The sequence below is a fragment of the Spirosoma migulaei genome (genome assembly GCF_054776855.1).
In genome coordinates this window covers 1-22,239 of the sequence record NZ_BAAHBG010000026.1, presented here as the reverse complement: position 1 = coordinate 22,239, position 22,239 = coordinate 1, and the positions used below count along the sequence as shown (strand labels likewise).

The 22,239-nt window shown below is 45.9% G+C and carries 17 protein-coding genes and 2 pseudogenes; 3 read left to right on the top strand and 16 right to left on the bottom strand.

Features of this window, described 5'->3' with window-relative positions; all coding sequences use genetic code 11:
• Positions 1-211, bottom strand: a pseudogene (locus ACYVGO_RS24800) (M12 family metallopeptidase); the annotation flags it as partial.
• A 401-nt stretch (positions 212-612) separates the two neighbouring features.
• Between ACYVGO_RS24800 and ACYVGO_RS24795 the strand changes: the two are divergent.
• Positions 613-1,617, top strand: a complete 1,005-nt coding sequence (locus tag ACYVGO_RS24795) for a YpdA family putative bacillithiol disulfide reductase (protein WP_460971578.1) — start codon at positions 613-615, stop codon at positions 1,615-1,617.
• Positions 1,618-1,752: 135 nt separating this feature from the next.
• Here ACYVGO_RS24795 and ACYVGO_RS24790 read toward each other — a convergent pair whose 3' ends face one another.
• The gene (locus ACYVGO_RS24790; protein ID WP_460971577.1) at positions 1,753-3,435 is read right to left on the bottom strand and encodes an IPT/TIG domain-containing protein; all 1,683 of its coding nucleotides are present in this window, start codon (positions 3,433-3,435) and stop codon (positions 1,753-1,755) included.
• Between the two features lie 49 nt (positions 3,436-3,484).
• Positions 3,485-6,373, bottom strand: a complete 2,889-nt coding sequence (locus ACYVGO_RS24785; protein WP_460971576.1) for a TonB-dependent receptor — start codon at positions 6,371-6,373, stop codon at positions 3,485-3,487.
• Positions 6,374-6,710: 337 nt separating this feature from the next.
• On the opposite strand from ACYVGO_RS24785, the gene ACYVGO_RS24780 reads away from it, so the two are divergent.
• Together ACYVGO_RS24780 and ACYVGO_RS24775 are read left to right on the top strand one after the other, a co-directional pair.
• Entirely contained in the window at positions 6,711-7,397 is a 687-nt protein-coding gene (locus tag ACYVGO_RS24780) for a hypothetical protein (RefSeq protein ID WP_460971575.1), read from the top strand.
• 316 nt (positions 7,398-7,713) lie between these two features.
• The gene (locus tag ACYVGO_RS24775) at positions 7,714-7,980 is read left to right on the top strand and encodes a hypothetical protein (RefSeq protein WP_460971574.1); all 267 of its coding nucleotides are present in this window, start codon (positions 7,714-7,716) and stop codon (positions 7,978-7,980) included.
• Between the two features lie 84 nt (positions 7,981-8,064).
• Here the strand turns inward: ACYVGO_RS24775 and ACYVGO_RS24770 are convergent, their stop codons facing one another.
• From ACYVGO_RS24770 to ACYVGO_RS24710, 13 genes and pseudogenes are all read right to left on the bottom strand, one after another.
• Positions 8,065-9,099, bottom strand: a complete 1,035-nt coding sequence (locus ACYVGO_RS24770; RefSeq protein WP_460971573.1) for a phytase — start codon at positions 9,097-9,099, stop codon at positions 8,065-8,067.
• 99 nt (positions 9,100-9,198) lie between these two features.
• A complete protein-coding gene (locus ACYVGO_RS24765) occupies positions 9,199-10,467 on the bottom strand; it encodes a right-handed parallel beta-helix repeat-containing protein (RefSeq protein ID WP_460971572.1) in 1,269 nt (422 codons plus the stop codon).
• 124 nt (positions 10,468-10,591) lie between these two features.
• Entirely contained in the window at positions 10,592-13,351 is a 2,760-nt protein-coding gene (locus tag ACYVGO_RS24760) for a TonB-dependent receptor (protein ID WP_460971570.1), read from the bottom strand.
• Between the two features lie 270 nt (positions 13,352-13,621).
• Positions 13,622-15,325 carry a tetratricopeptide repeat protein gene (locus tag ACYVGO_RS24755; protein ID WP_460971568.1) on the bottom strand — a complete coding sequence of 568 codons (1,704 nt, stop codon included), beginning with the start codon at positions 15,323-15,325 and terminating at the stop codon, positions 13,622-13,624.
• A gap of 165 nt (positions 15,326-15,490) precedes the next feature.
• Positions 15,491-16,801, bottom strand: a complete 1,311-nt coding sequence (locus ACYVGO_RS24750; RefSeq protein ID WP_142775573.1) for an esterase-like activity of phytase family protein — start codon at positions 16,799-16,801, stop codon at positions 15,491-15,493.
• 111 nt (positions 16,802-16,912) lie between these two features.
• Complete coding sequence (locus ACYVGO_RS24745; RefSeq protein WP_142775572.1) at positions 16,913-17,194, bottom strand: hypothetical protein; 282 nt, start codon at positions 17,192-17,194, stop codon at positions 16,913-16,915.
• A gap of 872 nt (positions 17,195-18,066) precedes the next feature.
• Positions 18,067-18,522 carry a hypothetical protein gene (locus ACYVGO_RS24740; RefSeq protein WP_460971567.1) on the bottom strand — a complete coding sequence of 152 codons (456 nt, stop codon included), beginning with the start codon at positions 18,520-18,522 and terminating at the stop codon, positions 18,067-18,069.
• 177 nt (positions 18,523-18,699) lie between these two features.
• Positions 18,700-19,263: a Crp/Fnr family transcriptional regulator gene (locus tag ACYVGO_RS24735; RefSeq protein WP_142775570.1), complete on the bottom strand. Its 564-nt coding sequence runs from the start codon at positions 19,261-19,263 to the stop codon at positions 18,700-18,702.
• Positions 19,264-19,296: 33 nt separating this feature from the next.
• Complete coding sequence (locus ACYVGO_RS24730) at positions 19,297-19,734, bottom strand: SRPBCC family protein (protein ID WP_460971579.1); 438 nt, start codon at positions 19,732-19,734, stop codon at positions 19,297-19,299.
• A 114-nt stretch (positions 19,735-19,848) separates the two neighbouring features.
• Complete coding sequence (gene darG / locus ACYVGO_RS24725; protein ID WP_460971566.1) at positions 19,849-20,880, bottom strand: type II toxin-antitoxin system antitoxin DNA ADP-ribosyl glycohydrolase DarG; 1,032 nt, start codon at positions 20,878-20,880, stop codon at positions 19,849-19,851.
• 35 nt (positions 20,881-20,915) lie between these two features.
• Complete coding sequence (locus tag ACYVGO_RS24720; RefSeq protein ID WP_460971565.1) at positions 20,916-21,521, bottom strand: DUF4433 domain-containing protein; 606 nt, start codon at positions 21,519-21,521, stop codon at positions 20,916-20,918.
• Positions 21,522-21,751: 230 nt separating this feature from the next.
• A pseudogene (locus ACYVGO_RS24715) lies at positions 21,752-21,925 on the bottom strand (ABC transporter permease); the annotation flags it as partial.
• Between the two features lie 4 nt (positions 21,926-21,929).
• A complete protein-coding gene (locus tag ACYVGO_RS24710; protein WP_460971564.1) occupies positions 21,930-22,193 on the bottom strand; it encodes a hypothetical protein in 264 nt (87 codons plus the stop codon).
• Between the last annotated feature and the right edge of the window lie 46 nt (positions 22,194-22,239).

Genomic DNA, 22,239 nt, shown 5'->3' with positions numbered 1-22,239 from the left:
CCTGATCGCCCACAAGGAAGTAGCTGATGGGTTCTCCATTAAGGAGACCAGTTGTCAGAACACCCCGCTGGTTAGGAAATGCCTCTTCAGCGCGAGTGATTTTAGCGGTCGGAATAATGGCATCCTGTGATTTTTCGGTTAACTCCTGTGAACAACTAACTACAGTAATAACGAAAGCGGGGAGAATGGTGAGAGAAAGTTTATAGTTCATCGTCGAGATAATTTAGTTTACCAAATGAACATAAAGGGATTTTATTTGTTTGCATTATTATCAATAAATATACTTAACGGTACCTATATACGATGTCTAAATATTAGAGGTAATTTTATTGCTAATTATGATATCTTATTGAGCGACCTTATATACGTATCCTGCTTCCTTGTTAGATGTATTAGTTGCTGATTTAATAGACAAGTGCCCGAGTAATCTATTGAAAGGTAGTTTACCGAGAATGTAGGTCAACCTGCTTATATCAACAGAGAGGAATCTTTGCCAATGACTCTTCGTTGCTTTTATTGACGATCTTTATTCTATTCATAGATCGATAAAAGCCGCTTTCTGGCAACTCCGGTGAGTTTTTCAGGAAATGACGGATTTTCAACATTATTACCATGCAACTATTTGATGTCGTCATTGTTGGCGGTGGGCCTTGTGGATTGGCCGCCGGTATTGAAGCAACAAAAGCGGGCCTGAGCCATTTGATTCTGGAAATGGGTAGCCTGACCGAGTCCATCCGACAGTACCCGCGCCGGATGCGTTTTTTCTCAACTGCCGAAAATATTGAAATTGGCGGCCTTCCATTTTCAATTTCGTCGGTGAAAGCCGGGCGTGATGAAGCCCTCCAGTATTACCGAAAAACAGCTGCCTACTATCACCTGAATTTTAAACTATTTCAGGAGGTCTGGGATGTTCGGAAAGAGGGCGATGTATTTACGATTACGACAACAACGGGTGATCGCTATCAGGCTCGCAAGGTGATCATGGCCACGGGTTATTTCACACGTCCGCGCTGGCTCAATATTCCGGGCGAAGACCTGCCGCACGTATCGCACTATTACGATGAGCCGTTTAAGTATTCGTTTACAAACGTGGTGATCATCGGTGCATCGAACTCGGCTGTCGAGGCCGCGCTGGAGTTATACCGGCATGATGTGAACATCACCATTGTGCACCGGGGCGAAGATTTCCGGAGTACAGTCAAATATTGGTTGGTTCCCGATGTTAAGAATCGGGTGAAAGAAGGCAAAATAAAAACGGTTTTCGATTCGTGTGTTACCCAGATTGATGCGCACCATATAACGGTCAATAACCTGAAAACCGGCGAAGAAAGTCAGATTCCTGCCGATTTTGTGTTTATCCTGACGGGCTATATTCCCGATGCGGCACTGCTTGCCCGTTGCGACATTGAATTAGATCCGCTGACACAAGTCCCCGTTTTCAATAAAGAAACGTTTGAGACCAATGTGCCGGGGCTTTATGTCTGCGGTACAGTACTGGCCGGAATTTATACTGAGAAAGTATTTATTGAGAATGGACGAGAACACGCCCAGGCCATCATCGACCATATTGTGGGTCGTGAGGTGCATAAAGTAGCAGAGTTAATCCAGCGCATTTGAAAATTTTAAACACAGAGGCACAGATAAAAAAAATATAATAGCTCTGTGATCTCTGTGCCTCTGTGTTTAATAAAAAAAGCCAGAGCAATGCTCCGGCCTTTTCTTGCGACACCAATATTAAATTTACTGATTGAATTATTTGTCGTAGTTGGCATTCTGGGGGTCCCAGTTGGTCCAGCCTTTGGTCCAGTCGGTGGTTCCGAAAGCGCCAATGAACGTTTCTTTGGTGAAGAAGGCATCTGCCCCCTTGCCATCCCAGATTGCACCCGTCAGCAGGGGAGAACCCGTTTGTGGCAGGAAGTTAGGAGCAGTCAGGTTGAAGCTTGCCGTGTTTAACAATAGAGCGGCAACACCTGTGCTTGGAATAATCTGATTTTTGTAAGCGGCAGTGCTAAAGAACGTCTGAGCCTGTTCATCAGTGATGGAGCCAGCACCTTTCACTGGAGAATTCATGTTGGCGATCACAACACCGTGCAATTGGAGCGCACCGCTCGTTGCATTGTCAAGGGTACCCGTTGTACCAGTTGGGGCATCTAACCGAAGTCCTTCTGGATAGCCAACCATTAACGAATTGAAGATACTCAACGATGTGTTCCGGCGAAGGTGCATAGCCGACTGATAAGGGCCACTACCTTTGGATGATGCAGCATTGGATGGTGTGCCACTGAATGCAAAATTGCTCATGTTGGCAAATACACCGGCAGTAAGTGGTAAACCAGCGTTAGTGCCTGTAGCAGGAAGGCCAGGGTTGAAGTTATCCGATTCAAAGCCGTTAGAACCAGATTGGTCAGCCACGTCTGTATCACGTAATGAAAGACCATACTGTACTTTACCGGACCAACCCCAGTCAGTATCCCAATCATCATCCCAACCCCGGAAAGCGACCAGGTATTTGGCATTAACCGTGCCACCAAACCATTCGTACGAATCATCACCACTGTACGATACCTGAATGTGATCGAGGGTAGTACCTGCGCCTACACCATACAATGACAGGCCATTGATTTCGCTGTTGGCCAGCAGGGCGATACCACCAAACTCAATACGTACATACTGCATCGTCCCCGAATTATCGTTAACGTCAGAATACGTACCAACTGTGCCCGGAAGACCACCTTCGAAGCCAGTTGCGCTTGGCTGATTGACAGGTGCTTTACCGAAGATCACAATACCACCCCAGTCACCGTAATTGCGGGAACCAGCAGCTTTGTTCGAGGTAAATATGATTGGCGCAGAAGCCGTACCAGCCGCATTGATTTTAGCACCTGGCAGAATGATCAGCGTTGCACCCTGTTGTTTACCTGCTGGATCAACTTCTTTGCCACCACCTTTAATAATGGTACCAGGTTCAATAGTCAGCGTGGCTGGCGCTTGTACCTGCACAAAACCCCGTAGGTAATAAACATTCCCCGCCGTCCATTTTGTGTCGGCCGAGATATTGCCCGTTACTTCAATTACGGGTTTGTTGCCCAAGGCAAAGGCTGTTGTGCTGGTTACTGTGGCCGTGCCTGTTTTAACAGCAATGGGCGTACCTGCTCCAGCTGGTACAACAACCGTTAACGATGTTGTCGTGGCTCCGGTTACGGTTGCGGCTACACCACCAAAGGTGACGGTGTTACTGGCTGGCGTAGCGCTAAACGCTGTACCCGTAATAACAACGGTTGAGCCAACGGGTGCCGTTGCTGGCGTGAAGCTCGTGATGCTCAGAACTGGAGCCGGGGTATCCTCATTTTTACAGGACACAACCACTACGAAAAAGCCCAGTACGAGAGCCAACAGTGGTAGCCAGGTTCGGCGACGCGATTGAGAAAAGTGCATAAAATTGATTTTTGTTTGAATTGGGATTGTATTGGTAAGATTGGTTTAACTAAGGAATGATTGTTCGACGACCGAATGTGTATATGACACTGCCGGTGTAGTAGCTGCCCCGCTTGAACTTGCGAACCATCTGATCAGCATTAGCCGTTTGCGATGTCACATCGCTGCCAATTTTGCCATCGTTGTTGAAGTCCTGTGCGAACCGAACGTATTGATTTAACAAGTCCTGAATACCCAGACGGATCTCGATTTTTTTGTTGAACTGCTTAGTCAGATTCAGGTCAATTACGTTACGGGGCAATTCGTAAACGGTTGGGTTCTGGCTGTTACCCACCGTGAAAATCCGCTGGCCGAATACGTTGTACAGTACATTCCACTGCCAGCCCGAGTTAGGTGCTGCGTAGTAAACACCCGCATTAATCAGGTAAGGCGATTGACCCGCCAGTGCCCGTTTGGTAGCAGCAATACCCCGAATGTCGTATTGCTGAATCGTGCCACTCAAATCAGGAGCTGTTACGAAATTACCTACGTTGACCTGGCTTTTGATCAGCGATACGTTACCCACTACCGATAGGTTTTTCAGAAACGCACTGGCCGAATTTTCGAAGCCTTTTCGTACTTCAATCTCAACGCCGTAGTTCTCTGCCGACTGAGCATTAGTGAACGTATACGCTAAACCATTGCCCTGGAACAGCAGATAGGACTCAATTGGGTTCGTGAAGTGTTTGTAGAAACCTGTTACCGAAATCAGTTCGTTTGGCGATGGGTAAAACTCCCATTTGGCATCCAGATTCTGGATTTTAGCCGTCGTTAGGGTGGTGTTACCCTGAATATCGGCTAGTAGGTTGAAGTCGTAGTAGTTGAAGGGGGCTAACTCCCTGAACTCAGGCCGGTTTACCGACGACGAATAGGCAAAGCGTAAGTTTGTCTTCTCGCTTAATTTGTAGGTGAAATTGAGCGATGGAAGCGGGCTGAAAATACGGTTCGTAACTAGGCGAGTCTCTACGCCATTGATGTTCGACTTAATACCTTGATCGTTATACTCACCCCGGAAACCCAGGGTCAGGTTTGCTTTTGGTCCGAAGTAGACATCACCACTTACGTAACCCGCCATGTAAGTATTAAGTCCCTTGTAAGCATCACGATCCCGTGTACCATCCAGTAGGGAGAAACCACCCTCCGAACCCGTTACGTTTTCAGGAGCGAACGCTGTAGCAATATCCCGCTGCTTGGCAGCCGAGGCACCTCCTACGGCCTGGTAACCATAGAAATGAGCGGTATAATCGCGGTTTTTCTGTTCACCATACACGCCAAACCGAATTTTGTTGGGTTCGCGGTCGGTTGGGTTGCCAAAGGTGTGTTCGCCGTTGGCAATGGCCGAAATAACGTATTCGTGTAATTTTGAGTTGAACCGACCAACTTCGGTTGGCGTCGGATCGTTAGGTGTAGCTAACTGATAGGCCGCTGCCTGACCATCGGGGCCGGTTGAGCCTGATGCACGTAAATAACGAGCCCGTTTCCAATCTGGCTCCCAACGGCCTGTGTACCCAAAGCTACCTACCCAGTTGATTTTTGTTAGCGGGCTGATAGAATGTTCACCAGCTAATTGTGTTGTCAGGATACTACGGTTCTCAAAACGTTCTGAGTAGCTTCGTACGTCATACCCTTCGGCTACTTGTTTGCCTGTCCGAACAACCGTTTCTGTGTTGCTAAGCTGGTTATACAGCGTTTTCCACTCCAGGGTAAACGCCGGGGAGAAGCGGGCTGTCCAGTTATGTAAAATGCCTAAACGTGTCTGCCGGGCATAATTGGCATCGGTATATTGCTGGGTAACCGCATTGGCAATGGTGCCGTTGTCATACAGATTGAGGTCGACATTCGAGAACTGATTGGTCGATGCGTAGTTAATGCTGGTCAGATTGCTAACCCGTACATTGCCTACATCGAACCGACGCCCCATATTCAGCGCAAAGCGGATGTCGGGCGATACCGTTTTCTGAGTCAAACCCCAATTGTTGGGTAACAGGCGAGCATAGGCTGCCCGTTGTAATGGATTCAGAGAATTGAACTCAGCCGCAGTGGCGGGAAAACTTGTTGGAATTTGCTGGTTGGCATTCCAAAGCCCCAGGGTGTTCAGGCCCGAACTGCTTTGCGACTGGACATTCTGAAATGTCGTATTGCCCCGATAGCCGAATGTCAGACCCAGATCCAGAAAGTTTTGCTCTGGTCGGCGTTTGGTGTAGATTTTTACAACCCCACCCGCAAAATCGCCGGGCAGTTCGGCGGAACCCGATTTATAGACGATCATCCGGTCGATGATGTTACTAGGCACCAGATCGAACGAAAACGAACGGGTATCTACTTCGGTCGAAGGGGTAATCACGTCGTTGATCAACACCGAATTATAGCGTGCTGCCAAACCCCGAATAAGTACAAACCGGTTATCGACGATACTGACGCCCGGTACCCGGCGAATAGCGGCTGCCGCATCCCGGTCCTGCGATTTAACGATCTGCTGGGCCGAAATACCAACGGCAATGGGTTTTAATTGTTTGATTTCGGTGATAACGGCAATCTCCGTGTTGGTCGCTTTATTGGCGCGAACAACTACCTCCTGAAGCGATTTTCCTTCCTCATCCAGTTCGGTTTCGATAGCCGTCGTGTTGCCCGATTCAACCCGAACGTTGGGGATTTCTTTGGTTTTGTAGGAGATGTAGGAGATAACAACTTTGTGGGTGGCCGCTGGTACGTTAAGAATGGTGAAATTTCCTTCGACATCGGTCGTAACACCGAGTTGGGTTCCGCTCACAAGTACGGTACAGCCGATGAGCGATTCTTTGGTTTTTCCGTCTTTAATGGTCCCTCGAATGGTGCCGGTCTGCGCAAAAACGGCAGCCCCCCAAAGAGAAAATAGGATAAGTAGTACGTTGCGGTTCATCTTTCTAGTTTTGGTATCGCTTTAAAGCGCTGCAAAACTACCGGCCTAATTCGAGCTGGAGATTACCTGAATATTATGTTTCAGTGATCCGTATGTTATGATTTTTTAATTTCGTTTTAATCTAATTCCTGTTGTTACTTTACATGGTCTATGATCGTAGTTATGTGTAATTTTTCTGTTAATTTGCTGATTTATAGTTAGTTGTTCTTTATGGCTGTATGTTATCAAATTAATACAAACGGTTGGTCATGGTATAGAATCATTTATCCCTAAATAGGCTGTTGTCGCTTACAATTGTCATCTTCCAGCCCTTCCAGCCATTGAAACCCGTTCATTCATGACCCCTTATGAAGGCTCACTGACCAAAAAACTCACTCAAGCAATTGAACTCAGAGCCAGCCTGACAAAATGGATAGCTGTATCCGGCAATGATGTTCCCCCAGAAGAACCAGTCCTACAGGCACTCATCCAACGGATTGAAGCCATCAATACGCAGTTTGATGAGCAATGGCAGTTATACTGGGAACTTTCCGAAAAGCGCAGGCTGATAACCCAGGATTCGAGAACAGGTATAAAGCCGCAGAACGAACGACTGTGGGAGGAAATTGGGCATCAGTTTAAAGGGGGGACAGTTGGTAATGATCTTATTAAAGTACTTTACCTGAAAATTCACCACTTACAGCTTCCTCGTTTTCCGGCTAATCGGCGAAAACCGCTACTCTATAAGGACTTACGTCTGCATGAGGATTCATATGCGCTGTTAGGGCAATACTTCTGTTGGTTACTGGATCTGTTACAAATTATTGGTTTTACTCCTCTCTCGCAGGCTTATTGCCTAAAAGAACTTCGGGAGCAGGTTCGTCAATTTACCCGACTGACGCAGGAAGTTACTCAGGAAGCCGAAACATTACGCACGATTCAGCTCACACAAAGTCAACTATATAAGCAACTAAACCAAGTCATCAGCGCAGCTCGAGGACGCTTGCTTATCTATAAGCGAGAAGCGAAACGAGTAATCGACTGAATTACAGTGCCTTTGTAAACGTGGTGTCGGTTACTTATAACCGACTCATAGGTTTCTCAAAACCTATGGGTATAAACAGTAGGTTTTGAGAAACCTATGGGTCAGATTTAAGAATCTGACCTCACTTATGTCTACCTCCAGAAGAGCTTCTACTGCTTAATTAAAGGCTTTTAGAGTAGAAATAGCTATCCTGATATGATTCCCAAAGAGCCTGGAATGATAACAAAAACTTAACATTGGGCTTTTGTTTCTGCCTTTTTTTTCGTAGTTATTTGTAGATTTTTTTATTATCTCAAGACACTAGCAGAAATATATAATGAAAGCTGAAAAAAAGGCCCTTGCCGATTCGATCGTTGCTTCTGTAGAAGCGAAGTTGAGTGAAGCCACCGAACAGTCGAAAAAAGTTAAAAAGGCCATCGAGAAATCAGCCGACAAGCTGGCTAAGAAATTAGTAAAGCTGCTGAAAAAAGAAGAAAAGAAGAAGAAGTCAGGCGAGAAAACTGCCAAAGTCAAAGCGGCCAAAACGCCGAAAAAAGTAGCTACCAACAAAGCTAAAGCCCCAGCTAAGCCAGTAGACGCATAAAGTGACTAAACGTTCGGGAAGCCTGTAAGCCAATAGGCATTACGATCCTCTGCTTTACTACTCCCGAACGTTACTACCCGTTTCTCACTTCAGGTCCTTTCCGGCAATATCTTCCCAGCGATAGTAGTGAAACGTTTTGCCTTCCGACATGGCCACAAATAATCCGTGCGGAAACTGCTTGCCTAAGGGCACGTTCGTCACATCGGAGCCATCACTAACCTGGGCGGCCACTTTCACCACTTTCAGGACTTTATAGTCATTCGGATTGCCCGATTCGCCCTCGCGCCGGAAAATGTGGAACTGGTTGGCACCCTGATCCGAAACAAGCAGATAACCCGTTTTTGGGCCCGTTTTATAGATCGAAATCCCCTCGTGATCTTCGGCAAAGCCTGTTTTCGCAAAAAGAGCTAGCTCTTTATTTCCTTTTTCGGGATCGGCGTAGTATTTACGAACGCCTACACCTTCGTCGGAGTAATAGACGTAGCCAAGTTCATTGTCGACGGCAATGGATTCAATTTCTTTCTTGCCGCTATAGAGTCCAAAGTTCCGCACGAGGGTGGCTTTAACCTGGCCTTTACCATTGTCTTCGAGCCGATACTGACCAATATACGACCCGTTGGTAGGCCCCGTTTTGCGCCCAACCATCGCGTATAGTACACCCGACGGATTTTTATAAAGGGCAATGCCCATCAGATCGCGGAAGCCGCTGGTTGTGTCGCCAACGAACATAGGAAGCCCACTGTTATCAACGGGTTTCATGTCGGGCAGGGAGAAAATCCGGAGCTTGTGCGTAAACCGTTCGGTAGTTACGGCAATGTCGGTGGGTTTACCGGCCAGCATCAGGCCGTACGCAATGTCGACGTTATTGGGCCGCTTGAGGTCGTGAATTTCCTTGACAATTTTGCCCTGGAGATTAAACACGTAAAGGCCGCCATCCTGGTCTTTGTCGGTACCAATAACCAGGCTTTTGGCGTGATCGGCCGGGTTGATCCAGATAGCCGGATCGTCGGTATCGTGCCGAACGGTGTCGGTTATAACAACGGGCTTGACAGGGGTTTGCGCCGTAGATTGACAGGCAACTAGGAAGAGGGGTAAGAGAACCGCCAGATGATAATTCATGAAATATAACACAGAGATTACGGAGAAAAACGGAGACACACAGAGATCTCTGTGAATCTCGATTTTTCTCTGTGGTCTCTGTGTTACAATGTTTAAAACTTAGTTTGTACCGAAAGCACCAATGGTTGTTGAGGGAGCCGGCGATTTGTACAGGGTGCCATTGGCAAACGAAATACCGTCGGCATACAAACGGGTGAAGCTCGTGGTGCCTTTGCCGATGGCGGGCGAACCAGCCTGCAAACGGAAATCCCAGGCCGTATTGAAGGTTGCGTTTTTAGAGTCGGTCGTGAGCGGGTAGTTCACAAATTTTGGGTCATTATCGCCCACCGTTTTGCTGATGACATCGTTAGTGCCGGTCAGAATTTCGGTGCTGGGCTGGAAACCCGTAACGCCATCCTGCGTTGCGCCGTAATACAGGTTATTGCTCACCTTAGTCCGGCTGTCTTCCGGGTTTTTAGGGTCGCGTTTTACGCCAAACCGGTCATTGGCCAGCAGGTTATTATACAACTCCGCCCGAACCGCGATTTCTACCCAGATCGAACCGCCTTTGATCGTTGGCCGACGCCAGCCTGCATTCACAATCGTGTTGTTATACGCAACTACATACGCTTGAGGTGTACGGTCGCCGGTGTTCGAGAGTTTCAGTGCATTGGTGTTGGGACTATAGATCATGTTAAACGCTACATCGGCCTGAACCCCCGATTTGATATTGATGGCATCGCCACCCGATACGCCCTGGGCGTAAATCTTGTTGTTCGCAACGATCACTTTACCGCCTTCGATATAGAAACCATCTTCGTTCTGATTGTTTAACCGGCTGTTTACGATAACCAGTTTCCCGTTTACGTTCGAGTAGTTTACGGCTGGTACGTGATTACCCGCTGCTGCTTTATACAAGCCCGCTTTTACGGAGGGTGAACTCTCGGTCGTTACCGCTCCACCATATTCAAGGATGGCATTGTCGAGCAGTAGTTCGGCGCAGGTTGGTGCGGCAATGATGCCACCCCACAGGTTGCCCCACTGATTGGCCGTTGTTTTCCAGGCATCGGGCACCGTAAATTTCACTGGGTTTGCCGATGTGCCCATTACGTATAGATTACCTTTCACGATCAATTCAGGCTTCACCGTCGAGTCGCTGAAAATCACGTTGACACCTTCTTCGATCACTAATGACGTGCTGGCCGGAATCTGCAAATGGCCTGTAATTTTATAGGTATTGCCTTTCGTCCAGGTCCCCGATACATCGCCCGATACGGCTTCTTTCACAACGGGAGTTGGGGTAACGACAGGATTGCTGTTGTCGTCGCTCTTGGAGCAGCCCACCAGCACAGCAGCCGACAGAGCGGCTAAAATGATTACTTGTTTCATGGTTAGTAATTGATTATGAATTTGTTGAATTGTTATGGGCCGCAGATTTTTATGATTATTATGATCGATTATGATTCTCTAAATCTTTTAAATCATAATCGATCATAACAATCTGCGTTCTATTCTAGTACAGTTTATACCGAATCCCCAGCAGATACGAGCGTTGGTAGAAGTCGCGCCGGATGAGGGTTTTGCCGGATTCATCCTGATTCGGTACGTCTGAATTTTTACTGTTTACGTTTTTGATGAAAATCTCCGTTGGGGTATTGAGCAGGTTATTGGCTTTGGCAAACAGCAGGAGGCTTTTGCCCAATCTCTTTTCGATAGACGCGTCCATCTGAATGAATCCCTTCTGATACAGGTCGTTATCGACAAACTGCGACACGGTATTGATGCGGGGACCGGTATAGCTGGCTGCCAGTTGGCCGTCCCACCCATGTTCGGCATCTTTATAGAGCAGCGATAAATTGGCTATGTGCGCCGATTGGCCGTAAAGTGCCCGCGTCTGGTTGAAGGTGATGGTTTGCAGATCGCCCTGCTCATTGCGAATGCGCTTTGATTTGGGAGTCGTAATACTGGAGTTGGTGTAGGTATAATTGGCCTTGATGCCCCATTGACGGAAGTACTTGATGGCGTCAAGTTCCAGCCCCAGGTTTGTGGCATTACCGAAGTTGCCGGGCCCGTAGTACAAATCCTGACCCCGGATCGCATCTTTCTGAAGCGTGTACTCGATGGGGTCCTGAATGTGTTTGTAGAACAGGCCAACCATAAATTGCTCCAGTGGGCGTGGGAAAAACTCGTAGCGTAAGTCAACGTTGTCGGCAATGGCCCGTTTCAGGTTGGGATTGCCCCGTTCCTGGTATTCTTCATTGACAATCCGATACGGAACGATCTCAAAAAAGCCGGGTCGGTTCAGCGACCGGAAGTACGACAGGCGCCAGTTCGTTTGCTCATTTGGCCGATAGCGGAAGTGTAAACTTGGGAGCACATCCGTATAAATCTGACTGCCGGTTGGGTTGTCTTCGCCAATCGGAAACTTCATGGCGTAGCCCTGATCAGTATGCTCGATACGAACGCCCCCGGTCACTTCAAGTGGCTGATCGGTGGTGCGGAATTGCAGGTAACCCGATGTTGTTTTCTCCGTGGCATCGTAGTTCAGCGCTGATGCGACTGAGCCCAGGGGATTCTGAATGGTCCAGGCAATCTGGTTGTAGTCGGTAAAATCGACGCCGTACTGAGCGAAAGGATTGCTTGGTCGTAAGGTGTAATTGTTGTAAAAATTGGTGCGCTGCTTATCGCGGTAGAGGCCACCCGCCATCCATTCGATGGCTATGCCTGCCAGTTTGCTTTTCAGGGTCAGGTTCAGATACCCCGCCAGATCATTGTCGGTGTTATGCTCCCACCGGCGTTGGCCGTCCTGAACGGTAGTCCGTTGCTCTACAAAATTTTTGCGGATACCTAGTAGTGGTACATAGGTCTGGTCGGGTACTTCGTTCGTAGCCGAGGAATACACCGCCGACCAGTTGATGGCGAATACCGGCGTTACCTGATGCGTGCCCTGAAGCGTACTGGTATAAATTTTCTGTTTCGTCAGTCGCGATCGGGTTTCGTAGCCTAGTGTTGCATTGCCCAATATCGGATCGAACCCGCCAATGCCCAGTTCGGTTGTTTTTGTTTCGCGAATCTGCTCGTTTGCCAGGCTGATGAGCGCATTGAACCACTGGATTTTGTTGTTCTGGTTGATGCGAAAATCCATCTTGGCGTGGAGCCCGTAACGGGTTTGCCGTTCCGAGAATTGCCGTTCACTCTGTTTCGTCAGGGTAACGCCCCGGAGTGTATCGACCACGTCGCCGGTAAAAAACAGGCTGTTACTGCCCCGGTAGGTATTCTGTAAACTCCCCGCCAGCATAACCCCAAACCGCCGGTTGAAAAATCGATTGCCTATGGCAAAGCTGCCCAGTAAGTTCGGTGGTGGTGCCTGACGGGTGTAGGTTGTTGTCGCTTTGTTGAAATCCGAAAATTTAGCGCTGTATTGATTCCCGAACTGTTCGTAAGGTGACTGCGCGTTGATGTTCTTCGTATCAAAACCAACAAACGGACGGTTGAAAAACAGTTCACTATAACCCGATGAAACGTTCGCCAGAATCGTTGGGCGGTCGGGCGCGTCTTTCATGACCATGTTGATCGCTCCACCAACGGCATCGCCTTCCATACTCGGTGTGAGTGCTTTATAGACTTCGAGCCGATCCAGGAGTTCAGCCGGGAAAATGTCGAGGGGTACGTAACGATACCGATTGTCGGGACTGGGAATCTTCACGCCATTGACTAGCGTATAGTTATACCGTTTGTCCATGCCACGCAGAATGGCGTACTGGCCGTCGCCGTTGCTGTTGCGCTCAATCGAAATGCCCGATACACGCTGGATGACGTTGGCAACTGTTAAATCGGGGGAGAGTTCGATGGTTCGGCCCGACACAATGTTGGTCACTTGCAGGGCATTCCGTTCGAGGTCGCGGGCGGTGCGGTCACTGCCGCCATCGCGTTTGGCGGTTACCGTTACTTCGGTAATCTGGCGGTCGGTTTCGGTCTCCAGCGGTATATCCAGCGTGATCACCTGTTCGGTACTGGTTAGCTCAATGTCGCGGGTGATTGTTTTGTACGACACGTAACTGACCCGAATTTTATACGTTCCGGTGGGTACATTTTTAATCAGATAGGAGCCATCTAATCCCGACACAGTATAGAGTTTGGTATTTTCCAGAATGAGTGTTGCCCCAATTACGGGCTGACCTGTGGTGGCATCGACGGCTCGCCCCCGGATTGTACCCCCCCAGACGTGTGGGATAAGAAGCAGGCAGAGTATTGTCAGTAATAGTCGGTTCATACGGTTTGCGAATGACAACGAATCACGGTCCTACCTACAGGCAACGGCCGTGTTTAATTGTGTCGCAAAGGTGAGGGCGAGCAGGGGAGCCGGACAAATTTGACCCGTGAACAAAAAGGCAACAAGACGTTTATGAGCGTATACAGATAGGCAACAAATGAACTGGTTGCTAGTTAATGGATTGATAATTAATGGCTTGCTGGCTCGGCTAATGGCCATTATGTTATTGTTACCAAACTGTTTCCTAATTGTGAAGAGCCGCGAAGGCCGCTAAATCATACTGTTTTCGGGCGATGGCAGCGATTGGGAAGGGAAGCGCTGAATGTAAGCCGAGAGGGATTCACCTTCGGCCAGTCCGATTTTTTTACGCAGCCGATAACGAGATACGCGCAGGCTATCCGACGAGATCCCAAGCAGCGTAGCGACATCAGCCGAACTGATGTTCATTTTCAATAAGGCAATCAGGCGCAGGTCGGTGGCGGTTAAGTCGGGGAATTGCTGCGTGAGCTGCGTAAAGAAGTAGGGGTGGACCTGATCGAAAATGGTTCTGAAGTCAGCCCAGTATTTATCCTGACTGAAGTTCAGGGTAATTTTATCCACCAGTTGCCGGATTTGTTTTTTCTGGTCGCGCTTGTCGTCTTTTAAGATCGCCGTCAGGTCGTTCTTGATTTCTTCCAGTACCTGATTTTTCTGAATGATTTGTAGCGTATGGGTAGTCAACTCCTTACTCTTCAATTCGAGTTGCCCTTTCAGGTTTTCTTCTTCCAACTGCTGGTTTTTCAGCTCAACCTGCATCAACTCGTTCTGCGTCTGAAATATCTGCTGGTTCTGCTGATTAAGGGCCTGTTCATTCCGAATCTTTAGCCGCTGCCGACTAATGATGACTGCACCCAGAATACCAATCAATGCCAACACGACGCTGGCCGCAAGGATGATAATGAAGTCGATCCGTTTTTGGGCGTTCAACTGCGCGATTTCGCCGTCTTTCCGTTCAACATCATAAAGCGTTTGCAGCAAGGTAATCTGCCGGGTGTTTTCGGCTGCGTAAATCGCATCGACTAAATCGCGGCTTCGTTCCAGGTAGGCATACGCACTGTCGGGCTGGTTCAATAACCGATACGTTTTGGCAATGTCGCGAAGGGCGGCACTCAGCTGGTATAACTCGCCTTTTTGTTGCGATCGCTGCATAGCCTCACGCGAGCGTTTCAGTCCCTCTTCATAGCGGCCCGTTTTTCGGAACACATCGCCGAGGTTGTTGATGATCTCGATCTGGCCGATTTCGTCATGCGTTTGTTGGGCGAGGGTCAGGGCACTCTGGTAATAATAATGAGCCGAATCGTATTGGGCCTCATCTTCAAAAATACTGCCGAGGTTTTCGTAAATTTTCGTCAGACTGTTCACATCCTTTGCCGCCCGACTGTTTGTCAGGGCCAATTTCTGGTAGCGGTAGGCCTGCTTTGGGTCCTGACGCTTTTCGTAGATATGCCCGATGTTGGCATAGGTCTGGGCCAGGCCTTCGGCATTAGTAGGTTGACGATAAAAAGCCAGCGCTTCGTTAAACTGACTCAGTGCCCGATCGACCTGTTCGTTGTAATAATAAACAGTGCCAAGTTCATTGTGATTGCGGGCTAGCCGGGCTGCATCATTTGCGTTGAGGAAAATCTTCTGTGCCCGTAACAGGTAATCGATTGCCTGAACATAACTACCCTGGTGGTATAAAAGCAGCCCGATTTGTTGCAGGCAATCGCCCTCGGTCTGTTTATCGTTCTGGCTTATAGCCTTGTCCAATAAAATTTTAACAACCCGGTAAGCCGAATCGGGGTTTTGTCGCGATAGCTGCTCTGTACTAGTGAGGATCTGCGCTGATACAGGAATGCTGAAAACACCCCAGGCGATCAGGCATAGAATTGTCAACCGCGAACATACATACAGACTTCGGGTGATATATGATGTATGGACATAGAGGAAATACATTCTGTGGAGAGTGGTAGAACCGATAAAGATAGATCGTATCCCTGCATCCGTAATGTGAAGTTTTTGTTACCAAATGGAGGTGGGTTTCTAGAGAGTACTAAAAAAGCCACTTCTGTTGGGAAGTGGCTTTGGTGTTTGGCGTGAATAGTCACTCAGACCAGATTTCTACTTCAGCGGTGCCTTTAGATTTACGAAATAAATCCGATTGACATCAACCTTACCCGTAGCGGGCAGAATTTTGGTCGTGAACCCATTCTGTCCATTATCGACTACACCAAAATCATCGTCGTTGGAAATAGCCAGTTGGGTTGGGCTCAATATGTAAACACCCTCGGCTTTATCGTGCGGGTAAACCGGTGAAATCTCGGTTAACAGATCGAAGACCAGCGTTTTCGTAACCGGTACAACACCTGCCGTTTGCAGTCCGGCCTTGTCTTTCAATTGCTCTACTGTCAGGCCACCGTATAATTTACCTCCATCCCCATTGGTCGGGTCCGAGATGTCGGTTGCATTGGAGATGTCGAATTTATAGACCCGCTTGAACGTAGCTGGTTTGGCCGGATTGCCGCCGTAGTCGCCATCGCGCTCTAACGCCAGAAACGTAGTGTTCGTGATGGCCGCAATATCGCTACAGCCGGTCAGGCTGGCGTTTTCCATCAGATACACATACTGCTTCGTAGCTCCAGTGGCAATATCGAAGGTGATAATACGCAGCACGGTCGAGCCCGATACGGCTCCCGACGATGGATTGTACATAGGTGACTGCATGAGGCCAACCAATGTTTTGCCATCGGGCGTAATGGTCAGCCCTTCCATACCCCGGTTAGGTCGGCGACGGGCCAGTACTTTGGGCAACGTACGCCCACCAGTGCCCGTACCGAATGGGTTGATCCGCTCGATGGTTTTGCCATTGGCATCGAAATGCGCAATGTGCGGGCCATATTCGTCACTGATCCAGAAGGTTCCATCGGATGCGAGCACGAGTCCTTCAGAGTCGATACCATCGGCGTTGGGGGCAATCGTCTGACCATTCAGATCAAGGGCAATCTCGCCGGTATTACCCTGGCCTATGGGGTTGGGTAAGCCCGTCAACGGCTGTCCGGCCGCGTTTTTGAGCAGAATTGTTTTTTCTAGAACCAGCTGATTTCCAACCACATGGAACCGGCCAATTTGGGGTGTGAAATCGGCCTTACCGAAAATGATGGTGTTGGCCGCTGCACCGGCTGCATTAGGTCCCCGATCGGTTAGTAGATAAAATACCGTAGGGTCGGCATGATCCTGTGCGATGGCAGAACCAAATCCACCATTATAGAGCACCGTACCGTTAGGAGCCGTCGACAGCACCGCTGGATTCGATGCTTCTGAAAAGGAGGGAAGCATAGCCGGAATGCGGTGGTCATCGCAGGAAGCGACAAAAAGGCCACCTACAAGCGCACAACTTGTGGCAATTGAGACTGGTAGAGAGGATGTTCTCATGAGGAGAAGAAAAGCGTTGTTTAGTGCGCAAAGCTAAAGCCCCTCATATTATCTGAATGTAATATAACGACCCGGTTTGTTACGGGATTATTAAGTTTAATGAGTTGACTATCAAGCGGCTTCTAGCTGACGACAATAATAATATGCTCGCTGGGCCGTAGCAGGCTGATATAATTTCTGCTGAACGGCTCTGGCAAAGGCAACCTGATCTGATTTAGTAAAGCGATCCATAGACAAAGTCCCGGAAGGGGCAGTGAACACTTTACTAACGCGCTGACAAGCCTCCCACAATTCGGGATTTGAGGTGATTTTGTAATGACGAATGGGCGTATCTGCTCCAAACCAGAGGCCAATGATATTGCTGAGGGTTGCTTTTAGTCGGTGATGAGCCATAGCTAATTTTCATACGAGTACAAACTGTACTATCCGTGAAATGAACTGGTTTAAATCATCACAAATGTAAAGGGTTATCCGTTTTTGTCTGTTAAGGAAAGGTTATGAAATCATGCCGCGTTAAAGTGCATTGATTCATCAATTTATTAGAAATTTTTCTGCCGTATTTTACCCATGAGAAAATAGTTTATGGGGATTAGATAGAAAAACAATATACACCAAGTCTTAAACTAGTGTCAGACTAAATGCTCTATAACTTGCTTCTTGAGTGGCTTTTTGATTAGATAATTTAATAGCCATCTGTAGACGGTGTTTTAGTTCATTTTTTTTATCTAATAGGTTGATTTTCAGTGTGTGTGGTTGATAATGATTTGATAATAACAGCGCGTTAATTCATTGATTACCTTTGCCGTATTACTGAGTAAGGATTTGCGGTATGTTTAGCCACTGGGTGAATGAGTTAATGAATTTGGTTGCTGGAAATAGTCGTTATGTAAGCTATCATCCACGCTGGAAGATTTTATTCATAGTGCTATTAGTTTTATTTTTATCTATCCCTATATTATTGTTTTATATTTTGTAGTTTTTGATACATATAGTACTTCTTTAGTTTATATTTTTTTGTAGATTAGGTTAAGAGAAATAATAAAAGTGAGGCTATTTTGGTCTCACTTTTTTAGTACATATACAAGGCTTTCAGAAAGCCTTGTACCTAGTAGGAGTCCTGTGCCCAATTGAACCTTATCAGCTACGTGATTGAATTAAGGCGAGTACTGCTGAAGGAAGAATACCTATTGTACTAAACGTAGCTGATACAGACCAGGTAAAGCGAGTAGACTTTTTCTAAGTTTAATCACGTATTTGTGGAGGAATTACCTGAAGAAAAAAGAATAACTAATACCTGGCGTTGGGTTTATTTTTAAACTTTCGCCACTGGCTGCTACTGCAATGGCACCAATCCGCAGATTAAGCCCTTTCCAAACCATCCAGCGGAAGCCCGCTTCTACGCCCATCGCGTTTTTATGTTTATAATCGCGGTTTAAACCACGTAAATAAGAAGCTCCTGCATAAAACGAAGAAGGATTTTCTTTTTTGCCGACGGGTAAAAACCAAAGTGTAAACCCTGTTTTAATAAAGCTTGTAGTTTCACCCGATTTAAACGCAGTTGGGTAATAGCCAGCGTGAAGAGACATCTGTTTGAAGCGATATTCGGCACCAACTGACGGATTTCTGAATCCATTGATACTTAACTCACTTTTTGAAAAACGGCTTTGCGAGAAAGCTGAACCTGAAACTACTAAAAAGAGTACGATGATTGCCTGTTTCATGTTGATTGTCCTGTTTGATTACTTGTTATGACAAGAGTCAGGTAATCAGACAGAGCGAGAATTGGCTTGATAGTGAACCGTTTGCATGCCGTCTGGTTGTTACTTGACGATGCAAAGTTCAGCCGTTTAAAACTGACGCTACTAGACAAATGTCTAAAAAGAAGAAGGGTATGGCATTCAACGAATATTCCCTCGAATACGACTGAGGTGGCGAGGAGTTACCCCCAAAATGGAAGCCAGATACTGTAACGGGATTTTCTGCAAAAGGTGGGGTTCTTCGGTGAGCATTTTCTCATAACGCTGCTCGGCCGTTAATACAATCAGGTCATGCCGGGTGGCATCAATACCGCAAATTGAGGCTTCTAAAAGGCCTATGTAAAATTCCTTAAACCTGGGGAGTTCGTTTATCAATTTCTGTAAACTGGTTTTACTGATCAGGCTTATACTGCTATCCGTCAAGGCTCTTATATTTTCGCGAGCGGGAACCTCACCAATAAAACTCAACAACGAAGCCAGAAACGTATTTTCAATAGATATGTAGGTCGTTATTTCATCGCCATCTTTCAAGACGAAATATTGAAACATGCCGCTTTCAACAAAGCCAATGTGTTTGCTAACTTTCCCTTCTTCGACAACTAACTCATTTTTCTTGACTACCTGGAGCGTGAAAGCACTGAGAATTTTAGCCAAATCGTCTCCGCTGAAACCAATGGTTTCGAAATTCTTTTTGAGCTTTTCCATGAGCTGATTTTCGATTGATGCGAGTTGCGCTCCTTATTGGTCCACGATCTGGTTGATAGAATTTTCAGTGTTTGTACCGATTACATCTTTCTCAACAACGTCTTTCAATACCTCAATGGCCGTTCGCCAGTAAAAGTCCAAGTGCTTAAAAATAGCGTCTGTCGGGAAGTTGGTAATGGTCAGGGTTAAGCGGGTCTGGGGCTCAACAGGCGTTAGCGTAAAGGTGAGTACGCACTGATTTTCGGGCGTATCGGGTAAGTGTGATAGCGAGCTTAAATGGCTGTATTGGAGTGTCTGGTCTGGGTCGTATGTTAAGATTGTGCCTGTATTTTCAAAATCTATGCCGTGCATAACTCCCTTCATCCTGATTGGGCTTCCAGCTTTCCAATCGGTGATGATGTCAATCGTCATATCGGTATCCAGCATCCATTGTTTCATCAAGTCGGGCGTTGTGAGGTGGTGCCAAATGATGAAAGCGGGGGCGTGGATGAGGATTGGTTTGGTGATGATGGTAGAGTATTTGTAAGTCTGTTTTACAATAAAAAAGCTGTTTCTCTAAGGCTCTGGCGGAGCCATACCAATTGATTAAGCAAACGTCGCTTGTTGAATATGATTAATAGATATGCTAATATACTTTGGATTAGAAAATAAGCTACGTTTTCTATCACTCCATTCTTCTAATTCTTTAGAAATAATTTGCTGATTTAGTGCATTTGTTTTAGTAGCTATATAATCAATGCTTGATAATAACTCTAGCGCAAAATCTGAGTAAAATCCATTTAAAAATGACATTGTTTTTTGAGCAATATCAAGGAGTTCATTTTTACTCTCAATATGAAATTTTACGGTTTCATAGCCATCCGAAACTAAGGTTAAAGGCTCAAAAGGTTTCTTATTCATATCACTATACCCCATAATATAGCTGCCATTTAAGGCATTTAGTACGAACCTTACTTTGCCTGAATATGGTCCGTAAAAATTAGGCTCAAATTCAAGCTTAAAATATTTTTTTGCGCCAAATCTTTGTAAGAAATAACATATCTTTTCACTAGAGAATTCTGATACATATTCCCCGTTTTTTACTAAATCATAGAGAACATATAATAACAAAGATCTTGCATCCGTGAGTTTAACTCTTTCCTTCTTTAAATATTCAATAATGTGAGCTGTTGGTTCATAAACAAAAATATCCAGATCTAAAACACTTAGTTTTTTTTCTATTATTATTTTTACTCGTTCCCACTCTAACCCACCATTTCCTGCACCAAGTGGAGGAATTGCAATACTTTTAATTTGGTTTGTTTTGATGGTGCTTACCAAATCATCTAAACCTTGTTCTATAAAACTATACTCTGAAGTTTTTCGCCAGCTCTTTTTCGTAGGAAAATTGATTATTAACTTTTCTCCAGAGTTCAGGTTTCTGTCTTTAGTTACAAATAATTTACCAATACTAACTTCCCCTTTTTTACAGGCATCAGCATACGCTTTAAAATTATTAGGATAAGCTTTTTTAAACTGCAAAGCAATACCTTTACCCATGACACCTTCAGTATTCACGGTATTAATTAATGCTTGTGCATTACTTTCTAAAATATTTCCTGTAATATACTTTATCATAACTTAGTCGCTTTATTAATAATAAGCGTTGGAGATTATTTTGACTTTTTTACTTTCAATGCCATACTTATTAATTTTTGCTTTGCTTCGTTATTGTAACAACCAAATCCAATTATTAATTCCGGATCTAAGTCTCTTGAAGTCAAAAATTCGGCCTGCTTTTTGCGTTTAATATTTAAATTTTCCTGTCCTCCCCAGTAAGAAGATTTTATCGAATTCCAATCTATTATACTAGGTAAATCGTGTATTTTAGTCTTATCATAAAATGATGTTAAATTGTCAGTTGCATGACCATCAGAAAAGTAATATGTTATTTTTGAATTTATTATGTTTATTAGTGAGCAAGCTAAGTAAATAATGTCTTGCGGAGGTGTTGCCTTTTCTGCAAAATTTCCTCCATTTTGCATTACGTATAACATCGGCATTCTTACACAGAAATAAAATGGAATAAAACTGCCTAACATAATTTTAGGTGCATTTAAATCGAGGAAATTTCCATTGTCAACTTTTACCTGTTTATTATTTCTTGTATCAATTAAACTTAGGTCACCAATAGTAATAAAATTTGGATTGGCATTAGAGGAGCTTTTATGTGTAATTCCATATTTAAGAGTATGAGGTGTATTCTCGATATGGGTCATGCGGTATAGCTTTATTTCTCTAAGATCCATTTATTCAATAGCGAATGTTAAAACGATTTTTGGCTGATTTGTTGAATGCTTTTTAAAGCAAAATAAAGAAAGCTCTTTTTGTAGTATTTTGTGCAATATAGCTAAACATAAGACGTATTTGTTATAATTTCTGCCTATTCGTAAAAAACGTCCAACCATCTCGGATGATTGGACGTTTTTACCAGTCTACTACCGCTAACCTACTCACTCCGCAAGCTCTTCACCGGATTCAACAAGGCGGCCCTCACACTCTGGTAACTCACGGTCAGCAACACAATTCCCAGTGCTATAAAACCCGCTAGGGCGAACATCCACCACGAAATATCAATCTTGTAGGCGAAGTCGGCGAGCCATTGGGTCATGGCGTACCAGAGCAGTTTATTTGTTGAATTTTGTCCTATAATTATCCTTCTTATGTTTTTCTACTGCCTTCTCGTACGCTTCTAAACAGTTGCCAAGCGGTTTGCCCTTGTTGTGGATACAATCACAAAATTCTTCACAAGCTTTTGGATCGTTATTCCCAGGACATCCATTCCAGCATTCCTCTGGGGCGTTGCCTGGTCTGATGTCGTACATGACATTGTTTAAAACGATAACCGCGGCAATCGTTGCCACGACACCGCCAAAACAGGTTAAACGCATTTAAATCTTGAGTAGCATCCTAATTAGGTATTGATCATCCCATCCC